This window comes from Ruegeria sp. CDSA020, from assembly GCF_059612345.1.
The window spans coordinates 385,461-400,802 of the sequence record NZ_JBXWQK010000003.1; the positions used below are offsets into that span (position 1 = coordinate 385,461).

The window sequence follows — 15,342 nt, forward strand, 5'->3', positions numbered from 1 at the left end:
AAGAATAAGGAAAGCACCTGATGGATGGAACAGTACTGGTTGCAGATGACGACCGCACAATTCGGACCGTTCTGACACAGGCCCTGACACGCGCTGGGTGTAAGGTGCATGCAACCTCGTCGTTGACCACTTTGATGCGTTGGGTAGCCGAGGGCAAAGGTGACGTGGTCATATCCGATGTAGTTATGCCGGATGGCAATGGGCTCGAGATGTTGCCAAAAATCGCACAGGACCGACCGGGATTACCGGTAATCGTAATTTCGGCGCAAAACACGATCATGACGGCTATCCAGGCAGCCGAGGCGGAAGCTTATGACTATCTGCCGAAACCCTTCGACCTGCCGGATTTGATGAAGCGTACCGCGCGCGCGCTGGAACAGAAACAGCGCACGCCGTCAGATGCCGGTAACACGTCCCAAGAGCGTCCGGAAGAGCTGCCTCTGGTGGGGCGGACACCAGTGATGCAGGCGCTGTATCGCTTGGTGGCGCGGGTGATGAATACCGATCTGTCGGTCATGATTTCGGGCGAGAGTGGAACGGGCAAGTCGTTGATCGCCAAAGCGATACATGATTTTTCCGATCGCAGGACGCTGCCATTTGTAACGGCCACTGCCGCCGACCTGCGGGATCTTGAAGGCCCGGCGCGCGTCATGGCACGGGTGCGGGGCGGTACGCTGCTTATCGACGAGATCGCGGATATTGATGACGAATTACAGGCGCGTCTCGTTCGGATGATGGACACTCCAGGCGATCATGTTCCTCGGTTCATGGCTACGAGCCAATCGGACCTGACCGAAGCCATGGAGAACGGGCGCGTCCGGCAAGACCTGTATTATCGCCTTTGCGGTGCGACAGTGCATGTTCCGGCCCTTCGCGAAAGGGTCGATGATATCACCTTGCTTGCCGATCATTTTCTGGCGCGTGAAGAACGCGAACATGGCGCGAAACGCTGGTTCAGTCCGGATGCGGTCGAGCTGGTACGGCGCTATTCCTGGCCCGGAAATGTACGGCAGCTTGAAAATGCGGTCCGTCGTTTGAGCCTGACCAGCCGCGCCGATGAAATCTCCAAAACCGAGGTCGAGTCGGTGCTGGGCAGCCAACCCGAAGCCGAGCCGGTGCTAGGCAATGGAGAACGCGAAAAGCTCTCGGCTTCGGTCCAACGCCACCTGCGCCGCTATTTCGATCTACATGGAAATATGTTGCCACCTCCGGGTCTGTATCAGCGTATTTTGCGTGAGGTTGAGGCGCCTTTGATTGAACTGGCCCTGGATGCGACCGGGGGAAATCAGGCAAAATGTGCTGATCTTCTAGGGATTAACCGGAATACGCTGCGCAAAAAGATAACAGAGCTCGATATTCAGGTGACACGGCGGCGCAAACTGATGTAATATCGCCACACAAAGCGTGGCATCCGGGTTTCGACCGGGCAACGACCACGACATATGGCGGTAAGTCGCGCAAGCGGCACATCAGGATGAGGGCAGACGGTGGCAACCCGAGCACAGAGCGGGCTGATTTTATCAGTCAATCGGTGGCGAAAATCCCGAAGGCTGCGCAATTTTGGAACTTTGGGTCTGGTTTTGCTGGGCCCGGTGCTGGCTTTGACCACCTATCTGGTCATTGGTCCATTCGATCTGGGGGCAACCGCGCCCTCATTGCGCCTGATCCTACTTGCGGATCTGGTCTATGTTCTCGTGGTTGCGGCGCTGGTGCTGGGTCAGGTAGGCAACCTGATTGCAGCGCGCCGGGCCAAATCCGCGGGGTCCCGTTTGCACCTGCGACTGATCGGAGCTTTCACGCTGTTGGCTCTGGTGCCGACTGTCACGGTTGCAATCTTTGCCGGTCTGACGGTGAATATTGGTCTTGAGGGCTGGTTTTCCGACCGCGTAAGGCAGGTTGTCGGATCCTCGCTTACTGCTGCGGAAGCTTATGAACAGGAACACCGAGAGGGCCTGACTCAGGACGCCGTCGTATTAGCGCTTTTTCTGGACAATGCCCGGACGCGTGATTTCTATATTTCCGATGCTGAACTGCGAGAGGTTCTGGCGCAAGGGCAGGCGCAAATCCAGCGCGGTCTGCGTGAGGCCTATGTCATTGATGGAAATGGCGAAATCCGATCCCGGGGGGATCGCTCTTATCTGTTCAACTTCGAAAAGCCGACCTCTGAACAGATGGCCCAGGCGACTGAGAATGAATTGCTGATCATTGCCGATTGGCAAAACAGTGAATTTCGGGCGCTTGTGCCTTTGAAGGCTTATCTTGATCGGTATCTCTATGTCAGCCGGGAAGTGGACGGGCAGTTGCTGACGCTGCTGGACGATACCAAGGAAACAGTTCAGTTCTATCAACAGCTTGAAAGTGAACGCGGACGGGTATTGTTTGAATTCGGCCTGCTTTATCTGGGCTTTGCCGTGATCCTGATCCTGGCTGCAGTGTCGCTGGGAATGTGGTTCGCCGAGCGTCTCTCGCGCCCGGTTGGACGCCTGACCACCGCTGCGCAGCGTGTCGGGGCAGGCGATCTGGGCGTTCAGGTTATCGAAGAAGCCACCGATGACGAAATTGCGATGCTGGGCCGTTATTTCAATCAGATGACCCGACAGTTGAAAGGGCAGCGCGATACCCTTTTGGAGAACACACGGCAGATCGAACGCCGGCGTCGGCTGTTCGATTCGGTTTTGACCTCGGTCACATCCGGTGTTGTTGGTGTCGACCCCGATGGTTGCGTGACGTTTGTGAATCGATCCGCTGAACGCCTGTTGGATTGGTCCCGTGGAGAGGAACATCTTGCCATTGGCATTGCGGTGCCCGAATTCATGCCTTTGTTCGAAAGCCTCAAGGACAGCGGGCAAGAGGCTGTGCAGGGTGAAATCAAAGTCACGCGAAAAGGCCATTTGGAAAACCTGTTGGTCCGCATGGCGATCCGCCGCGGCGAAGATGGCGGGCTTGAAGGATATGTGGTTGCCTTTGACGACGTGACCGATCTGGTCAGTGCACAGCGAATGGCAGCCTGGGGTGATGTGGCGCGCCGCATCGCACATGAGATCAAGAACCCCTTGACCCCGATCCAGCTGAGCGCCGAGCGGATCAAACGAAAGTTTTCGTCCAAACTGGATGAGGATGATTGCGATATCCTTGTATCCATGACTGATGTGATCGTTCGCCAGACGAATGACCTGCGGCGGATCGTGGATGAATTTTCAAAGTTTGCGCGCATGCCGGAACCGGATCGGCACGAAGAGAATCTGGTGGGGTTGGTGCGCGAGGCTGTTCTTTTGCAGCAAGCCGGTCAGCCGGATGTCGAAATCGAAGCGATGCTTCCAGATCAGCCGATTTCAGGTGATGTAGACGCAACAATGCTGAATCAGGCGCTGACCAACCTGATCAAGAATGCAGGCGAAGCGATTGAAACGCTGAAACAAAAAGGGGCACCTGAGAACCTCAAGCCTCAGATCAAGGTTACTGTGATCGGCGACGATGCGGGCACGGTAATCACCATTGCCGACAACGGTATCGGCTTGCCCGAAGATCGTGCGCGGCTGTTTGAGCCTTACGTGACCACACGCGACGAGGGCACCGGGTTGGGGCTGCCGATCGTCAAAAAGATTATCGAAGAACATGGCGGGGTGCTGACACTTGAGGACGCCCCCGTATTTGACGGACAGGACCATTTTGGCGCAATGGCCGTGATCCGTTTGCCCGGGAGCAATATTTCCTCAAATTCAGCGCCGAAAAAGCAGGCAATTGATACAAACAAACTGAAAGCAGGCCAAAGATGAGCGACATTCTGATTGTAGATGACGAGCGTGATATTCGCGAGCTTGTGTCCGATATTCTCGAGGACGAAGGCTATTCTACTCGGCTGGCTGGCAACTCGGACGAGTGTATGGCAGCCATCAATTCCGAACCCCCGGGGCTTTTGATCCTGGATATCTGGCTGAAAGACAGCCGGATGGACGGGATTGATATCCTGAAGACTGTAAAGCGCGACAACCCAGACATTCCGGTGGTGATCATTTCGGGCCACGGGAATATCGAAATCGCTGTCGCAGCGATCAAGCAGGGGGCGTATGACTTTATTGAAAAGCCCTTTAACATCGACCAGCTGATGGTTGTGATCCGCCGCGCGATGGAAACCTCGCGCCTGCGCCGCGAAAACGCCTCGCTAAAGCGGAAAGAGGTCACAAGCTCGGATATGATCGGCAAATCGGCCTCGTTCCGGGCAATGCAGAGCCAACTGGACAAGGTGACCAAGTCCAACGGGCGTGTGATGCTGACAGGCCCTGCCGGTTCAGGCAAGGAAATCGCCGCGCGCTATATCCATGCAGAATCGAACCGGGCAAATGCGCCCTTTGTGACCGTGAACTGCGCCGGGATCGAGCCGGAGCGCGTTGAAGAGGTACTGTTCGGCCGTGAAACCACCGAACGCGGGGTTGAGGCAGGCCTTTTGGAAGAGGCCCATGGTGGCGTCGTCTACTTTGATGAAGTGGCAGATATGCCCATGGGAACCCAGTCAAAAATCCTGCGGGTTCTGGTTGATCAACAGTTTCAACGGGTTGGAGGTTCCGACAAGGTTCGGGTCGACCTGCGGGTGATCTCTTCGACCAATCGCGACCTTGATGCAGAAATCGCCGCTGATCGTTTTCGGGAAGAACTTTACCATCGTCTGAATGTTGTGCCTATTTCGGTGCCTTCGCTAGAAGATCGGCGCGAGGATATTCCGGTTCTTGCCGAGTTTTTTATTGAAATGTGCAATGAATCCCAGGGCCTGCCGGTGCGCGAGATTTCAGACGAAGCTGTCGCGTTGCTGCAGACCATGACCTGGCCGGGCAATGTGCGTCAGCTTAAGAACCTGATCGAACGGGTACTCATTCTGGGTGACGGTACGGGCCCGATCGAAGCGCGTGAGCTTCCAAACGAAGAAGAAAAAGCTGATGAATCGGGACGCGTCGTTCTGTCCGGGGCATTGGCGACCTTGCCGTTGCGCGAAGCTCGCGAGGCGTTCGAGCGTGAATATCTGCTGACCCAGATCAACCGGTTCGGGGGCAATATCAGCCGTACCGCCAGCTTTGTCGGCATGGAACGCAGCGCGCTTCATCGTAAGCTGAAATCTCTGGGCGTAGTGACCTCGAACAAATCGGGGGCGCGGATCGCGCAACTGGACGAGGCTGAACCGGCGGAGTGATCCGCCGGCCTTTACCCTGCCTGACCTGGGGTAATGATCTGGAACGTTCCGTTGTCGAATTTGACGAAACATGAATCTGTGCTGAGCGGTGGCAGCTGTGTTGTTGGGACCGCAGCAACACGCGACTTTACGCCCTGCTTGCAAGGCGCAAGGCTGACCGGGCGATAGCCTTTCTGCGCCATGCATTGTGCTTCCAGCTTGTTGCGCAGCCCTTTGTTAACATCGACCGTATAGATCTGACCGGGCTGCCACCAGCCTCCGGTGCGATGACACCTTCCCCGACCATCGCAGTAGGTGCGACCTGGCCAATAAGTTGGTGCCCCTTGTCGCACCTGATTGGCAACGGGGGCGTCTTTGAGGGACTGAACCTGACATCCAGTCGTTTCCGACTGCATTTGCGAAACTGTCTCGCCCTCTTGATAATACAGGGAAAGCGGCCCACACGCAGTTAGCAACAGAGTCAAAGAAATCGTGAGAGCTATTGTTTTCATACGCTTACCTTGCCTCAGCTTTGCTTGTGTTACAAACTAATTGACCGTCTGGGGGGCATCTGTCATTCAAAGATTTCAGGCAGAAGGGCCAATAGCATGAAGGTCATCATTTGCGGTGCGGGTCAGGTTGGCTGGCAGATTGCACGGCATCTTTCGGGCGAGTTGAACGACGTTACTGTGGTTGACAACAATCCTGATCTGGTGCGACGGGCGACCGAAACCTTGGATGTTCAGGGGATTGCGGGATTTGCAAGCTATCCGGATGTTCTGAACCGAGCGGGCGCGCGCGATGCGGATATGATTATTGCTGCCACCCATTCGGACGAGGTGAACATGGTCACCTGTCAGATGGCACATTCGGTTTTCTCCATTCAGCGCAAAATCGCCCGGCTTCGGTCGAAATCCTATCTCGAGGCGATTCATTCGGATCTGTATCGCCGCGATCACCTGCCGATTGATGTGGTGATCAGCCCCGAGCGCGAGGTTGCCGCAGCGGCGATGCGCCGGTTGTCTGCCCCATCCGCCTTTGACACCGAGATGTTCATGGATGGCAAAGCGCAGTTGCTTGGCATTCGCATCGCCGAGGATTGCCCGATCGTGAACACGCCATTGCGGCAACTGACCGATCTGTTTTCGACGCTCAGCTCTATTGTGGTGGGTGTCCGGCGCGAGGGTACGCTGTTTGCCCCGGAATCCGAGGACCAGCTGTTTGTCGGTGACGAATGCTATGTCTTTAGCAATGTCAAAGACGTGGACCGCACGATGGAGGTTTTCGGCAAGGCGCAAAAACGGCAGGACCGGGTGGTGATTGTCGGCGGTGGTAATGTCGGTCTTGAAGTTGCTCGGACATTGGAAGAACGTGAAAGCCGCGTGCGTGCCAAGATAATTGAACGAGACCGCCACTGTGCGGAAGTGGCAGCCGAAGCGCTTGAGCGAACGATTGTCCTTCACGGTGATGGTCTGGACGCGGCGCTGCTGCGCGAAGCTGGCATCGAACGCGCGGATGCAATGTTGGCCGTCACGGATGATGACCGTGTAAATATGTTGGTTGCCGTGCGTGCCAAGGCCGAAGGCTGTGCTCTGGCGATTGCACTGATCAATGATCCCAGCATGGTTGCCCTGATGGGGCCGCTGGGTATCGACGCCTATATCAACCCCCGCGCCACCACCGTCAGTTCGATTCTGCGCCATATTCGGCACGGACGCGTGCGGCAGGTCTACTCCATCGGAGATGCAGAGGCCGAAGTGATCGAGGCCGAAGTACTTTCAACCTCTCCTATGGCCGGGCAAAAGCTGCGCGACATTGATTTCCCCGAAGGTGTTCTGGTTGGTGCCGTACGCAAAGGCGATGAGATGTTGCGCCCCACCGGTAGTCTCAGGATTGAAGAAAAGGATGTGGTGGCGATTTTTGCCTTGGCCAAAGACGTCCCCGAGGTGGAACGGCTGATGCAGGTCTCGATCGATTTCTTCTGATGGCGCATGCACGGAAAAAACAGGTTAGCCTTATACGGCGATTGCCGCTGTTTCTTCTGCTCTGGGGTATTTTTGCTGCCGCTATGTGGATGCCTGCCATATTTGCGCTGGTGCTGGATGATCACGAAACGTCCCGGTCGTTCTTCTATTCCGGGTTGCTGGGGTTGTTCGTGGTCGGGATCATCTCGCTGGCAACATCCAACAGAATGCCGCGCCGAGGGACATTGGGCCAGTTGGCGGTCTTGTTAGGCTGTTTCACCGTATTGCCCTTGTTTCTTGCGATCCCTCTGCATGATGCGTTGGGTAATACGAGCTTTCTGAACGCCTATTTCGACATGGTCAGCGCATTGACCACTACCGGGGCTGATTTGTTTCCTGATCCAGACCGGTTGTCGGCGCCGTTACACCTTTGGCGGGCTCAGGTCGGATGGATGGGCGGGCTTTTGATGTGGATTTCAGCGGCCGCGATCCTCGCGCCGTTGTCGCTGGGCGGGTTCGAGGTGACAGCCCGTGGTCAACCCGGTCGCCCGGTTTCAGGCGTGGCGCAAAGCGAGATGGTAGACCCGCGCGGGCGTCTTATCCGCGTCACGCTGACTTTGACGCCGGTTTATGTCGGGCTGACCGCTGTCATTTGGCTGTTGCTCGTGATCGCAGGAGAGCAGGGCCTGACCGCCATCTGTCATGCGATGTCGACCATGGCCACATCGGGTATCTCACCGGTTGGTGGGCTTGAGGGAGCGCAGGCCGGCGTAACCGGTGAGGCCATTCTGTTTCTGTTCCTGTTCTTCGCTTTGTCGCGGCTTACCTTTTCCTCGGACACAGCTACCTCAGGATATTCGCGGCTGGATAAGGACCCCGAGTTCCGGATCGGGCTCATGATCGTTGCAGGCGTAGCGGCGCTGCTTTTCTTCAGGGTTCTTGCCGGCGTCAGCGAAATTGGCGGCCAGATGGAACCTCTTCAGGCGTTGAGCGTAATTTGGGGCATGATTTTTACGGTCTTGTCATTTCTGACAACCGCGGGGTTCGAAAGTGCAAACTGGGATGATGCCCAGCAAATTTCCGGTCTGGGCACCCCGGGATTGATCCTGATGGGGCTTGCGCTGATCGGCGGTGGAGTTGCAACAACGGCGGGCGGGGTAAAGCTGTTGCGGGTTTTTGCTCTGTACCTTAACGGCGCGCGTGAAATTGACCGTTTGATTTATCCGTCTTCGGTCAGCGGAGTAGGTGGTGGAAACCGCCGCATCCAAAGCGATGGGGCCTTTATCGCTTGGATATTTTTCATGATGTTTGCCCTGACAGCTGCTGTGTTCAATGTGTTGCTTGCTGCCATGGGTACGGGGTTCGAACACGCTATGGTGCTTAGCGTTGCCGCGCTGAGCACGACAGGGCCGTTGATCGAATTGGCAACCGATGTTCCTATCCGATTGATCGACCTTTCGGGCGGTGCCAAGCTGACCATGTGTGCCGCTATGGTGATCGGCAGATTGGAAACGCTGGCGATTATTGCCTTGATCACACCCGCTCTATTGAGGGGTTAAGAAACAATAACCATGCTAGTGACTGATTTTTCATCTGGAATATCGGTTAACGACACTCCATACTCCGCCGGAGGGAGCGCGTTGGTCCGCAGCGCGTAGCAAGAACAATGGCGAGATTATAAGAATATGGCTTCGGACAGACAGAATCTGCAGGACGCGTTCCTGAATAATGTACGGAAAGCAAAAGTCCCGGTCACAATTTTCCTGATCAACGGTGTGAAATTGCAGGGTGTGATCACCTGGTTCGACAACTTCTGCGTATTGTTGCGCCGCGACGGACAGTCGCAGCTGGTCTACAAACACGCGATTTCGACCATCATGCCATCGCAGCCGATCAGCCTGTATGAGGGCGAAGACGCCTCTTGATGGAACATGAAAGGGTGCGCACCCGAGCGTGGGTGCTGCATCCGGAAATCAAATCAGATGAACAGCGCCGCGTTCCAGGACCGGCGCTGGCAGAAGCGGTGGCGCTGGCCGCTGCATTGCCCGACCTTGATGTGATCGGATCCGAAGTTGTGCGCTTACCTCGAGCGCAGGCCGGTTTTCTGTTCGGTAGCGGCAAGATCGAGGAACTGGCCGAACGGTTGCACGAGAACGAAGTCGAGCTGGTTTTGATCGACGGATCGGTTACGCCCGTTCAGCAACGCAATCTTGAAAAGGCGTGGAAGGTCAAGATCCTCGACCGGACCGGGCTGATCCTCGAAATCTTCAGCGACCGTGCGCGCACCCGTGAGGGCGTTTTGCAGGTGGAAATGGCCGCGCTGAGTTACCAGCGGACCCGGCTGGTGCGTGCCTGGACCCACCTGGAACGGCAGCGGGGCGGATTGGGCTTTGTGGGTGGCCCGGGTGAGACCCAGATCGAAGCGGACCGCCGGGCCATTGATGAACAACTGGTGCGGCTGCGGCGTCAGTTGCAGAAGGTGGTCAAGACCCGCACGCTGCATCGCGCGGCGCGGGCCAAGGTGCCATATCCGATTGTGGCGTTGGTAGGCTATACCAACGCGGGCAAATCAACCCTGTTCAACCGCCTGACCGGGGCTGATGTCATGGCCAAGGACATGTTGTTCGCCACGCTTGACCCTACCATGCGTCGGGTCGAACTGCCTGACGGTCCCGAAGTGATACTGTCGGACACGGTGGGGTTCATTTCGAACCTGCCCACCGAATTGGTCGCCTCATTCCGGGCCACGCTGGAGGAAGTGTTGGGCGCTGATATCGTGGTTCATGTGCGCGATATCAGCCACGATGAATCTGAGGCACAGGCGAAGGATGTCGAAACTATCCTGACTTCACTGGGTATTGACGATACGCGGCCCCGGATTGAGGTCTGGAACAAGATCGACCTGCTGTCCCCGGATGAGCGCGAAGCCGCGATGGCGCGGGCAGAGCGGGATCAGGGGATTTTCGCGATTTCAGCCGTCACCGGCGAAGGGATCGCCCCGCTTTTGGCGGAAATTGCCGTCACGCTGCAGGGCGTACGTTCTGAGGCAACGCTGGAACTGGGATTTGCCGAAGGCAACAAGCGCGCGTGGTTGTTCCGCCAGGAGGTCGTGCAGTCCGAAAAGCAGACCGAAGATGGCTTTGTGATCGACGTGCTGTGGACAGAAAAACAGGCCTCGCAATACTCCGCGCTTTGAACTCTGACTGGGGGCGAATTCCCCTATACCCATCAAACAAAGTGGTCCGTGATCAGCCGTCAATCTGGCGCTGAAAATCCTCGGCATCGAACCAAACCAGAGAGGTCTGGACCTGATTGGTGTCGGTCATTTCCCATTCTTCCCAACCCCGCGTCACGACGTCGTTGCCGGTTTTGGAATGCTGCCCTTCAAGGGTCCAGACAAATATTGCGTGGCTTCCCGCCCAGCGAAACATGTCGCAGCGGACCTCAAGATCGGGGAAATCAGTGTAAAACCCGCGCGCCATTTCCGCCACCGCAGCGCGGCCTATGATCGGTTCTCCACGGTTGATCGTGATCTGTCCGTCGGGAGCATAGAAACTGGCAACGGCCTCGGGGTCGCCCGAGCTCCAGGCGATCGCATAATCCCGCGCGAGATTGTTCAGCTTATCCCGGATACTGGCCATTTGGTCCCCCGCACACAAATCCTAGGCCTTTGGATCGTATGCCAAACGCCATTCAGCGTCCACGCGATGGAAAATAAACGGGCGAGGTCTTGCCGAAGCACGGAACTTAGCGGGGGATAAGGGTGGTCACTCCGACAGCGGCTGCATGTGCCAGGTCAAGGTCCAGGGACATCGGGATGTATTCACCCCGACGCCAAAGCTGGGCCTGATCGTCATAGTAGCGTGAAAGGAAGTGACCCGACTGGCCCGTAGCCGTGATAAACACCGAGCTGTCGGGATCCGCAAAATCATATACGCCGCGATAGCCTGCACCGTGCACGTTCTGAAACGGATCAGGGCCTTCCCCCGATGTTCTGCCGCGCAGCAGGGTGTTGTCACCACCACTGGTGGACTGTCGGATATTCACAAAGAATCGTAACACCGGAACCGATCCCAGAACCGGGTGGTCATGCGTCGCCTGGTGCGCGTCACCCCAGCGCAGGGATTCCAGCGATCCTCCGTATTTTTCGGAAATCCAGATCAGCGCATCGTCCAGTGCCATGCGTGCCATATCGGTGCAGGTCTCTGTCGGCGCGCTCTGACGCACATTACACCAGGCCGAAGCTCCGTCGATGTCGCGATAGACACGTTCGATGAACAGTGGTTCGACATGTTTGTATTCAGCCGCCAGGGGGCCAAGCTCATCTGCGATCAACCGGATTTGCAGCGCCCGAACCCAAGCAGCATAGATCAGGGGTTCTGGCAGGTGTTCATTCATCTCGCCATTCCACTCGGCCAAAAGGTTCAGCGCGATCTGGCGCTGGCGTTCCTGGGTGCCTTCGGGGGCAGAGGCGCCGGTGTACCACAGATCAGCCCCGATCAGCGGAAGTAGAGAGCGCGCGGTAAAGCTGACCGTGTCCAGCTGTGCCTCGATAAAGCTGTCGCGCGTGTGTACCTCGCGCGATTGCATCAGCCGTTCCCAGCGATGGATGCGCTGCGTATCCCCCCATTCATATGAGACATGTTCGGGAAATGGCCGGTCGATGATCTTGTTGTTTGTGTTGCCCAGAATGCCGCCCGCAGGTGCGACGAATTCGGGGTTGTCAGCATAGGGCAGGCGGCCTTGCCACCGGTTTTCGGCCAGCCAGCCAGGCGTCGGAATACGCCCCCGACTTTGGTTCTTTGCGGCACGGTGCGGCATTGCACCGATCAGCTTCATGCCGATCGTGTCCTTGTCGACCAATGACAGGTTCTGAGATGGCGCCATGAACAGCTCGGCTGCGGTGATGGCTTGTCGGACAGTGTCCGCATTCATCAGCGCCATCGAGGCTGACATGGATGTGTCCTGTGCGCTCAGGGCTGTCCAGGACAGCGAGGCGACATGACCCGGCGGCGTGATCGTCCCAAGATCGTAATGGGTGCCCGGCAGAACGGGTCCGTTCTCGGTCCAGCGCAGGGTCAGAGTGATTGGGGCTTCGTCTTTGATCTCGATGATCGAAGGGCGGCTGAGAAAGGTCTTGTATCCTTCGGGGGTCAGGTATTCCTCGGGGTTTTCCGGGTTCAACTGCTCGATATGGATGTCCTGATCATCCAGATAGGATGAGGTCAAACCCCAGCCCAGCCGATCACTGCGTCCGGTCATCACCGCCGGGATGCCGGGGATCGTGGCACCGATCACGCCGCCTTTGGCCAGTTCCAGACGGGCCAGATACCAGATGCCCGGCGCTGTGAAACCCAAATGCGGGTCATTGGCCAGAAGCGTCCCTCCGCTGGCAGATCTTGTGGGCGCGGCAGACCATGCGTTCGATGCTCCGGCCAATCCGCGCTTTGGAAAGGGCGAGATGGGCGTGTCCGGCATCGACGATCCGGCCGCATATCTGGGCAGGTTGGGAAACAGGGCGGCGTATTCGGGCAGAGCGGCGATTCCCGGCCCGGGAACATCAGGCAGAATATCCGCCAGTCGGGTCTGGTCATCCAGCATAAGCGATGTGCGCGCGCGCAGCACTTCATCCTCAAGATGGCCAGAAAGTTGCAGGCTCATGAGTTTGATGACGGCCAGGCTGTCGCCCGGTTGCCAGGGCGATACAGGCGCGTTGAACAGAAACATCTCTGGCGCACCACGGCCCAATGCGTTTTCGTTAATCTCGGCCAGTCGTGCATTCACCCCTGCAGCATAAGCGCGCAGGGCCTCTTTGGTATAGTCGTCCTGGGCTTGTACCGACCGGTGTGCAAGCCCGTACAGATCAAACCGTCGCAACAGCTTGTCGATATGAACAGTGCGAGCGCCAAAGACTTCGGACAATCGTCCCTGCGCTGTCCGGCGCAGAACGGTCATCTGCCAGAGGCGATCCTGTGCATGGGCATAGCCAAGCCCAAAGAAGACATCCGGGTCTGATGCGCCCAGAATATGGGGAACATTCGCAGTATCCCTGACAACCTCAACCGGCGCAGTCAGGCCATCAACTTTAACGGTCTGATCGTAATCCGGCAGGGATTGACTGGCCAGAAAATACACCAGCATCACAGCCGCCAATATCAGCAGAACAAGACCCGAGGCGATACGCACTAGCCAGCGAAAGACAATTCCCATCAGCGGTCACATTTCCGTTCACTCTATGATTGCGCAGACACTAGAGGATGGCCGCACGGATCGAAAGAGGAACCGCATGAGAACATGCGTGTTTACCGCGGTTTGAATGAAAAACCCCGCCTCGAGCCTGATGCCGAAAGCGGGGTGCCTTGAAGGGGGAGGGTAGTCCGGTATCAGGGAATGATGCGGGTGTATTTCGTGCCTTCGACCGTCGCGCCGAACTTTAGCCCTGCCTGTCCGAAGACCGCCGCCAAAACCGGCGAACGCAGGGTGGTGGTGTCGGTCGACAGAGAGTCGCCCGTCGCATCGACCACGTAGCCGACTTCGGCCCCGGCGGTCCATCCGCTGGAACGGCGGAAATCGTTCAACGCGTCCTGTGTCATGAAGAACAGGACATGCGCATATTGCTGGGCACCGATTTGCAGGCCGGCGGTTCCCGAAATTGCGGAATAGTAATCAACTGTTGCGCCCTGAATGCGTAGCGCGCCTGTGCCGTAGGCACCGCCAAAGACGATTAGTCCGGCATCGGTTATCAGAGGCATGACCAGCATGCCGTTGGCCTTGTTCGCGATTTCGAGCGTGTTGGGGTAGGTGGCGTACATCTGGTTCAATGTCGCATCCACACGGGCGTCAATCGTCGCTGCGTTGGAACTGCCGACGCCATTGCCGCAAGCGGCGGTCACTGACAGACCGGCCATGCCAAAAGCAAAGCCACGACGGCTTAATCGAGTAGGTTTGGAACTGCTCATGTTTTTTATCTCTGTATAAATGCCTGATTGTCGGGTGCTCCCGATCTTGTCCGCAAGAATACGCCGATTGTCGCCTCGTGTCACGGGAAAGCTGCCCGGTGGCCAAAGATAGTCGGCGAAAAATCGCGGAAACGCGGGGGATTAGCCCTGCAGGATCCGGGCGGCCTGAGGCGCGAAATAGGTCAGGATCCCGTCGCAGCCCGCGCGTTTGAACGCCAGCAGACTTTCGAGCATGACCTTTTCTCCGTCGATCCAGCCATTCTGCGCCGCAGCCTGCATCATCGCGTATTCGCCCGAGACCTGATAGGCATAGGTTGGCGCACCGAACGTGTCCTTCACCCGGCGGCAAATATCCAGATAGGGCATGCCGGGTTTTATCATGACCATGTCCGCGCCTTCGGTCAGGTCACGCTCGATCATGCGCAGCGCCTCGTCCGAGTTTCCGGGGTCCATCTGATAGGTCTTCTTGTCCCCGGTCAGCGCGCCCGAGGCGCCCACTGCATCTCGGAACGGTCCGTAGAACGCACTCGCATATTTGGCCGCATAGCTGAGGATCATCACGCTGTGATGGTCTGCGCCTTCCAAGGCGCGCCGCATTTCACCAATTCGGCCATCCATCATATCTGACGGGCCGATGATGTCGGCGCCCGCATCTGCTTGCGCCAGCGTCATCTTTACAAGCGCCTCGATCGTCAGATCGTTTATGATCTCACCATCGACCACATAACCGTCGTGGCCGTTGATATTGTATGGGTCCAGCGCCACGTCCGTCATCACTGCGATATTGGGTGCGGCTTTCTTGATGGCGCGAATGGCTCGGTTGGACAGGTTATCGGGGTTCCACGCTTCGGCGCAATCTTCGGTCTTTAGGGATGCGTCGGTGTAGGGAAAGATGCAGATTGCTGGGATACCCAGGGCCTGCGCCTCGACCGCAGCCTGTGCGATCAGATCGACCGAACGGCGCATGACACCAGGCATCGAGGGGACAGGCTCTTCAATACCTTCGCCGTCTCGGACGAAAACCGGCCAGATCAGATCATCGGTGGTCAGTGTATTCTCGCGAACCAGCGCCCGCACCGCCTGTGATTGGCGTGTTCGACGAAAACGGGCCAGAGGATAGGGGGCAATGGTCGGTTTCATGACGCGCTCTCCTTGTAAATTCCAGCATTGGGTGGCATGAATTCCGTGTAGTCTCAAGGGTAACGATGGACGCGTCTTTGCGAAGAAGGTCCCTGAAGACGGAAATTAAGGGCTGACG

At 57.2% G+C, this 15,342-nt stretch carries 12 protein-coding genes; 7 read left to right on the top strand and 5 right to left on the bottom strand.

Translation table 11 applies throughout. From position 1 onward, the window contains the following. The first annotated feature begins 20 nt into the window (after window positions 1-20). The 3 genes from AC2FJW_RS07395 (at window position 21) to ntrX (ending at window position 5,182) form a co-directional block, all read left to right on the top strand. Window positions 21-1,388, top strand: a complete 1,368-nt coding sequence (locus tag AC2FJW_RS07395; protein WP_496749663.1) for a response regulator — start codon at window positions 21-23, stop codon at window positions 1,386-1,388. A 99-nt stretch (window positions 1,389-1,487) separates the two neighbouring features. Next, the gene (locus tag AC2FJW_RS07400) at window positions 1,488-3,776 is read left to right on the top strand and encodes a sensor histidine kinase NtrY-like (protein ID WP_281972011.1); all 2,289 of its coding nucleotides are present in this window, start codon (window positions 1,488-1,490) and stop codon (window positions 3,774-3,776) included. Continuing rightward, a complete protein-coding gene (gene ntrX / locus AC2FJW_RS07405) occupies window positions 3,773-5,182 on the top strand; it encodes a nitrogen assimilation response regulator NtrX (RefSeq protein WP_496749665.1) in 1,410 nt (469 codons plus the stop codon). Before AC2FJW_RS07400 ends, ntrX begins: the two co-directional genes overlap by 4 nt. A gap of 11 nt (window positions 5,183-5,193) precedes the next feature. Here the strand turns inward: ntrX and AC2FJW_RS07410 are convergent, their stop codons facing one another. Next, on the bottom strand, window positions 5,194-5,673 hold the full coding sequence (locus AC2FJW_RS07410) for a hypothetical protein (RefSeq protein WP_496749666.1): 480 nt from the start codon (window positions 5,671-5,673) through the stop codon (window positions 5,194-5,196). Window positions 5,674-5,769: 96 nt separating this feature from the next. Here AC2FJW_RS07410 and trkA point away from each other — a divergent pair, with 96 nt between their 5' ends. From trkA to hflX, 4 genes are all read left to right on the top strand, one after another. Continuing rightward, window positions 5,770-7,146: a Trk system potassium transporter TrkA gene (gene trkA / locus AC2FJW_RS07415; RefSeq protein ID WP_496695617.1), complete on the top strand. Its 1,377-nt coding sequence runs from the start codon at window positions 5,770-5,772 to the stop codon at window positions 7,144-7,146. Continuing rightward, the gene (locus tag AC2FJW_RS07420) at window positions 7,146-8,684 is read left to right on the top strand and encodes a TrkH family potassium uptake protein (RefSeq protein ID WP_142633526.1); all 1,539 of its coding nucleotides are present in this window, start codon (window positions 7,146-7,148) and stop codon (window positions 8,682-8,684) included. The genes trkA and AC2FJW_RS07420 overlap by 1 nt, the downstream gene beginning before the upstream one ends. A gap of 126 nt (window positions 8,685-8,810) precedes the next feature. Then, window positions 8,811-9,050 carry an RNA chaperone Hfq gene (gene hfq, locus AC2FJW_RS07425; protein ID WP_010440340.1) on the top strand — a complete coding sequence of 80 codons (240 nt, stop codon included), beginning with the start codon at window positions 8,811-8,813 and terminating at the stop codon, window positions 9,048-9,050. Beyond that, the gene (gene hflX, locus AC2FJW_RS07430; protein WP_142633528.1) at window positions 9,050-10,321 is read left to right on the top strand and encodes a GTPase HflX; all 1,272 of its coding nucleotides are present in this window, start codon (window positions 9,050-9,052) and stop codon (window positions 10,319-10,321) included. Before hfq ends, hflX begins: the two co-directional genes overlap by 1 nt. Window positions 10,322-10,373: 52 nt before the next feature. Here the strand turns inward: hflX and AC2FJW_RS07435 are convergent, their stop codons facing one another. From AC2FJW_RS07435 to hemB, 4 genes are all read right to left on the bottom strand, one after another. Continuing rightward, entirely contained in the window at window positions 10,374-10,766 is a 393-nt protein-coding gene (locus AC2FJW_RS07435; RefSeq protein WP_496695612.1) for a nuclear transport factor 2 family protein, read from the bottom strand. A 106-nt stretch (window positions 10,767-10,872) separates the two neighbouring features. Beyond that, window positions 10,873-13,335, bottom strand: a complete 2,463-nt coding sequence (locus AC2FJW_RS07440) for a penicillin acylase family protein (protein WP_496749668.1) — start codon at window positions 13,333-13,335, stop codon at window positions 10,873-10,875. Between the two features lie 173 nt (window positions 13,336-13,508). Beyond that, the gene (locus AC2FJW_RS07445; RefSeq protein WP_142633534.1) at window positions 13,509-14,084 is read right to left on the bottom strand and encodes a lipid-binding SYLF domain-containing protein; all 576 of its coding nucleotides are present in this window, start codon (window positions 14,082-14,084) and stop codon (window positions 13,509-13,511) included. Between the two features lie 141 nt (window positions 14,085-14,225). Next, window positions 14,226-15,224: a porphobilinogen synthase gene (gene hemB, locus AC2FJW_RS07450; RefSeq protein ID WP_496749669.1), complete on the bottom strand. Its 999-nt coding sequence runs from the start codon at window positions 15,222-15,224 to the stop codon at window positions 14,226-14,228. Between the last annotated feature and the right edge of the window lie 118 nt (window positions 15,225-15,342).

Coding starts and splice junctions, on each gene's coding strand:
- hemB (WP_496749669.1), bottom strand. CDS start 15,224: ATGAAACCGACCATTGCCCCCTATCCTCTGGCCCGTTTTCGTCGAACA.
- AC2FJW_RS07435 (WP_496695612.1), bottom strand. CDS start 10,766: ATGGCCAGTATCCGGGATAAGCTGAACAATCTCGCGCGGGATTATGCG.
- ntrX (WP_496749665.1), top strand. CDS start 3,773: ATGAGCGACATTCTGATTGTAGATGACGAGCGTGATATTCGCGAGCTT.
- AC2FJW_RS07440 (WP_496749668.1), bottom strand. CDS start 13,335: ATGGGAATTGTCTTTCGCTGGCTAGTGCGTATCGCCTCGGGTCTTGTT.
- hfq (WP_010440340.1), top strand. CDS start 8,811: ATGGCTTCGGACAGACAGAATCTGCAGGACGCGTTCCTGAATAATGTA.
- AC2FJW_RS07420 (WP_142633526.1), top strand. CDS start 7,146: ATGGCGCATGCACGGAAAAAACAGGTTAGCCTTATACGGCGATTGCCG.
- trkA (WP_496695617.1), top strand. CDS start 5,770: ATGAAGGTCATCATTTGCGGTGCGGGTCAGGTTGGCTGGCAGATTGCA.
- AC2FJW_RS07445 (WP_142633534.1), bottom strand. CDS start 14,084: ATGAGCAGTTCCAAACCTACTCGATTAAGCCGTCGTGGCTTTGCTTTT.
- AC2FJW_RS07410 (WP_496749666.1), bottom strand. CDS start 5,673: ATGAAAACAATAGCTCTCACGATTTCTTTGACTCTGTTGCTAACTGCG.
- hflX (WP_142633528.1), top strand. CDS start 9,050: ATGGAACATGAAAGGGTGCGCACCCGAGCGTGGGTGCTGCATCCGGAA.
- AC2FJW_RS07395 (WP_496749663.1), top strand. CDS start 21: ATGGATGGAACAGTACTGGTTGCAGATGACGACCGCACAATTCGGACC.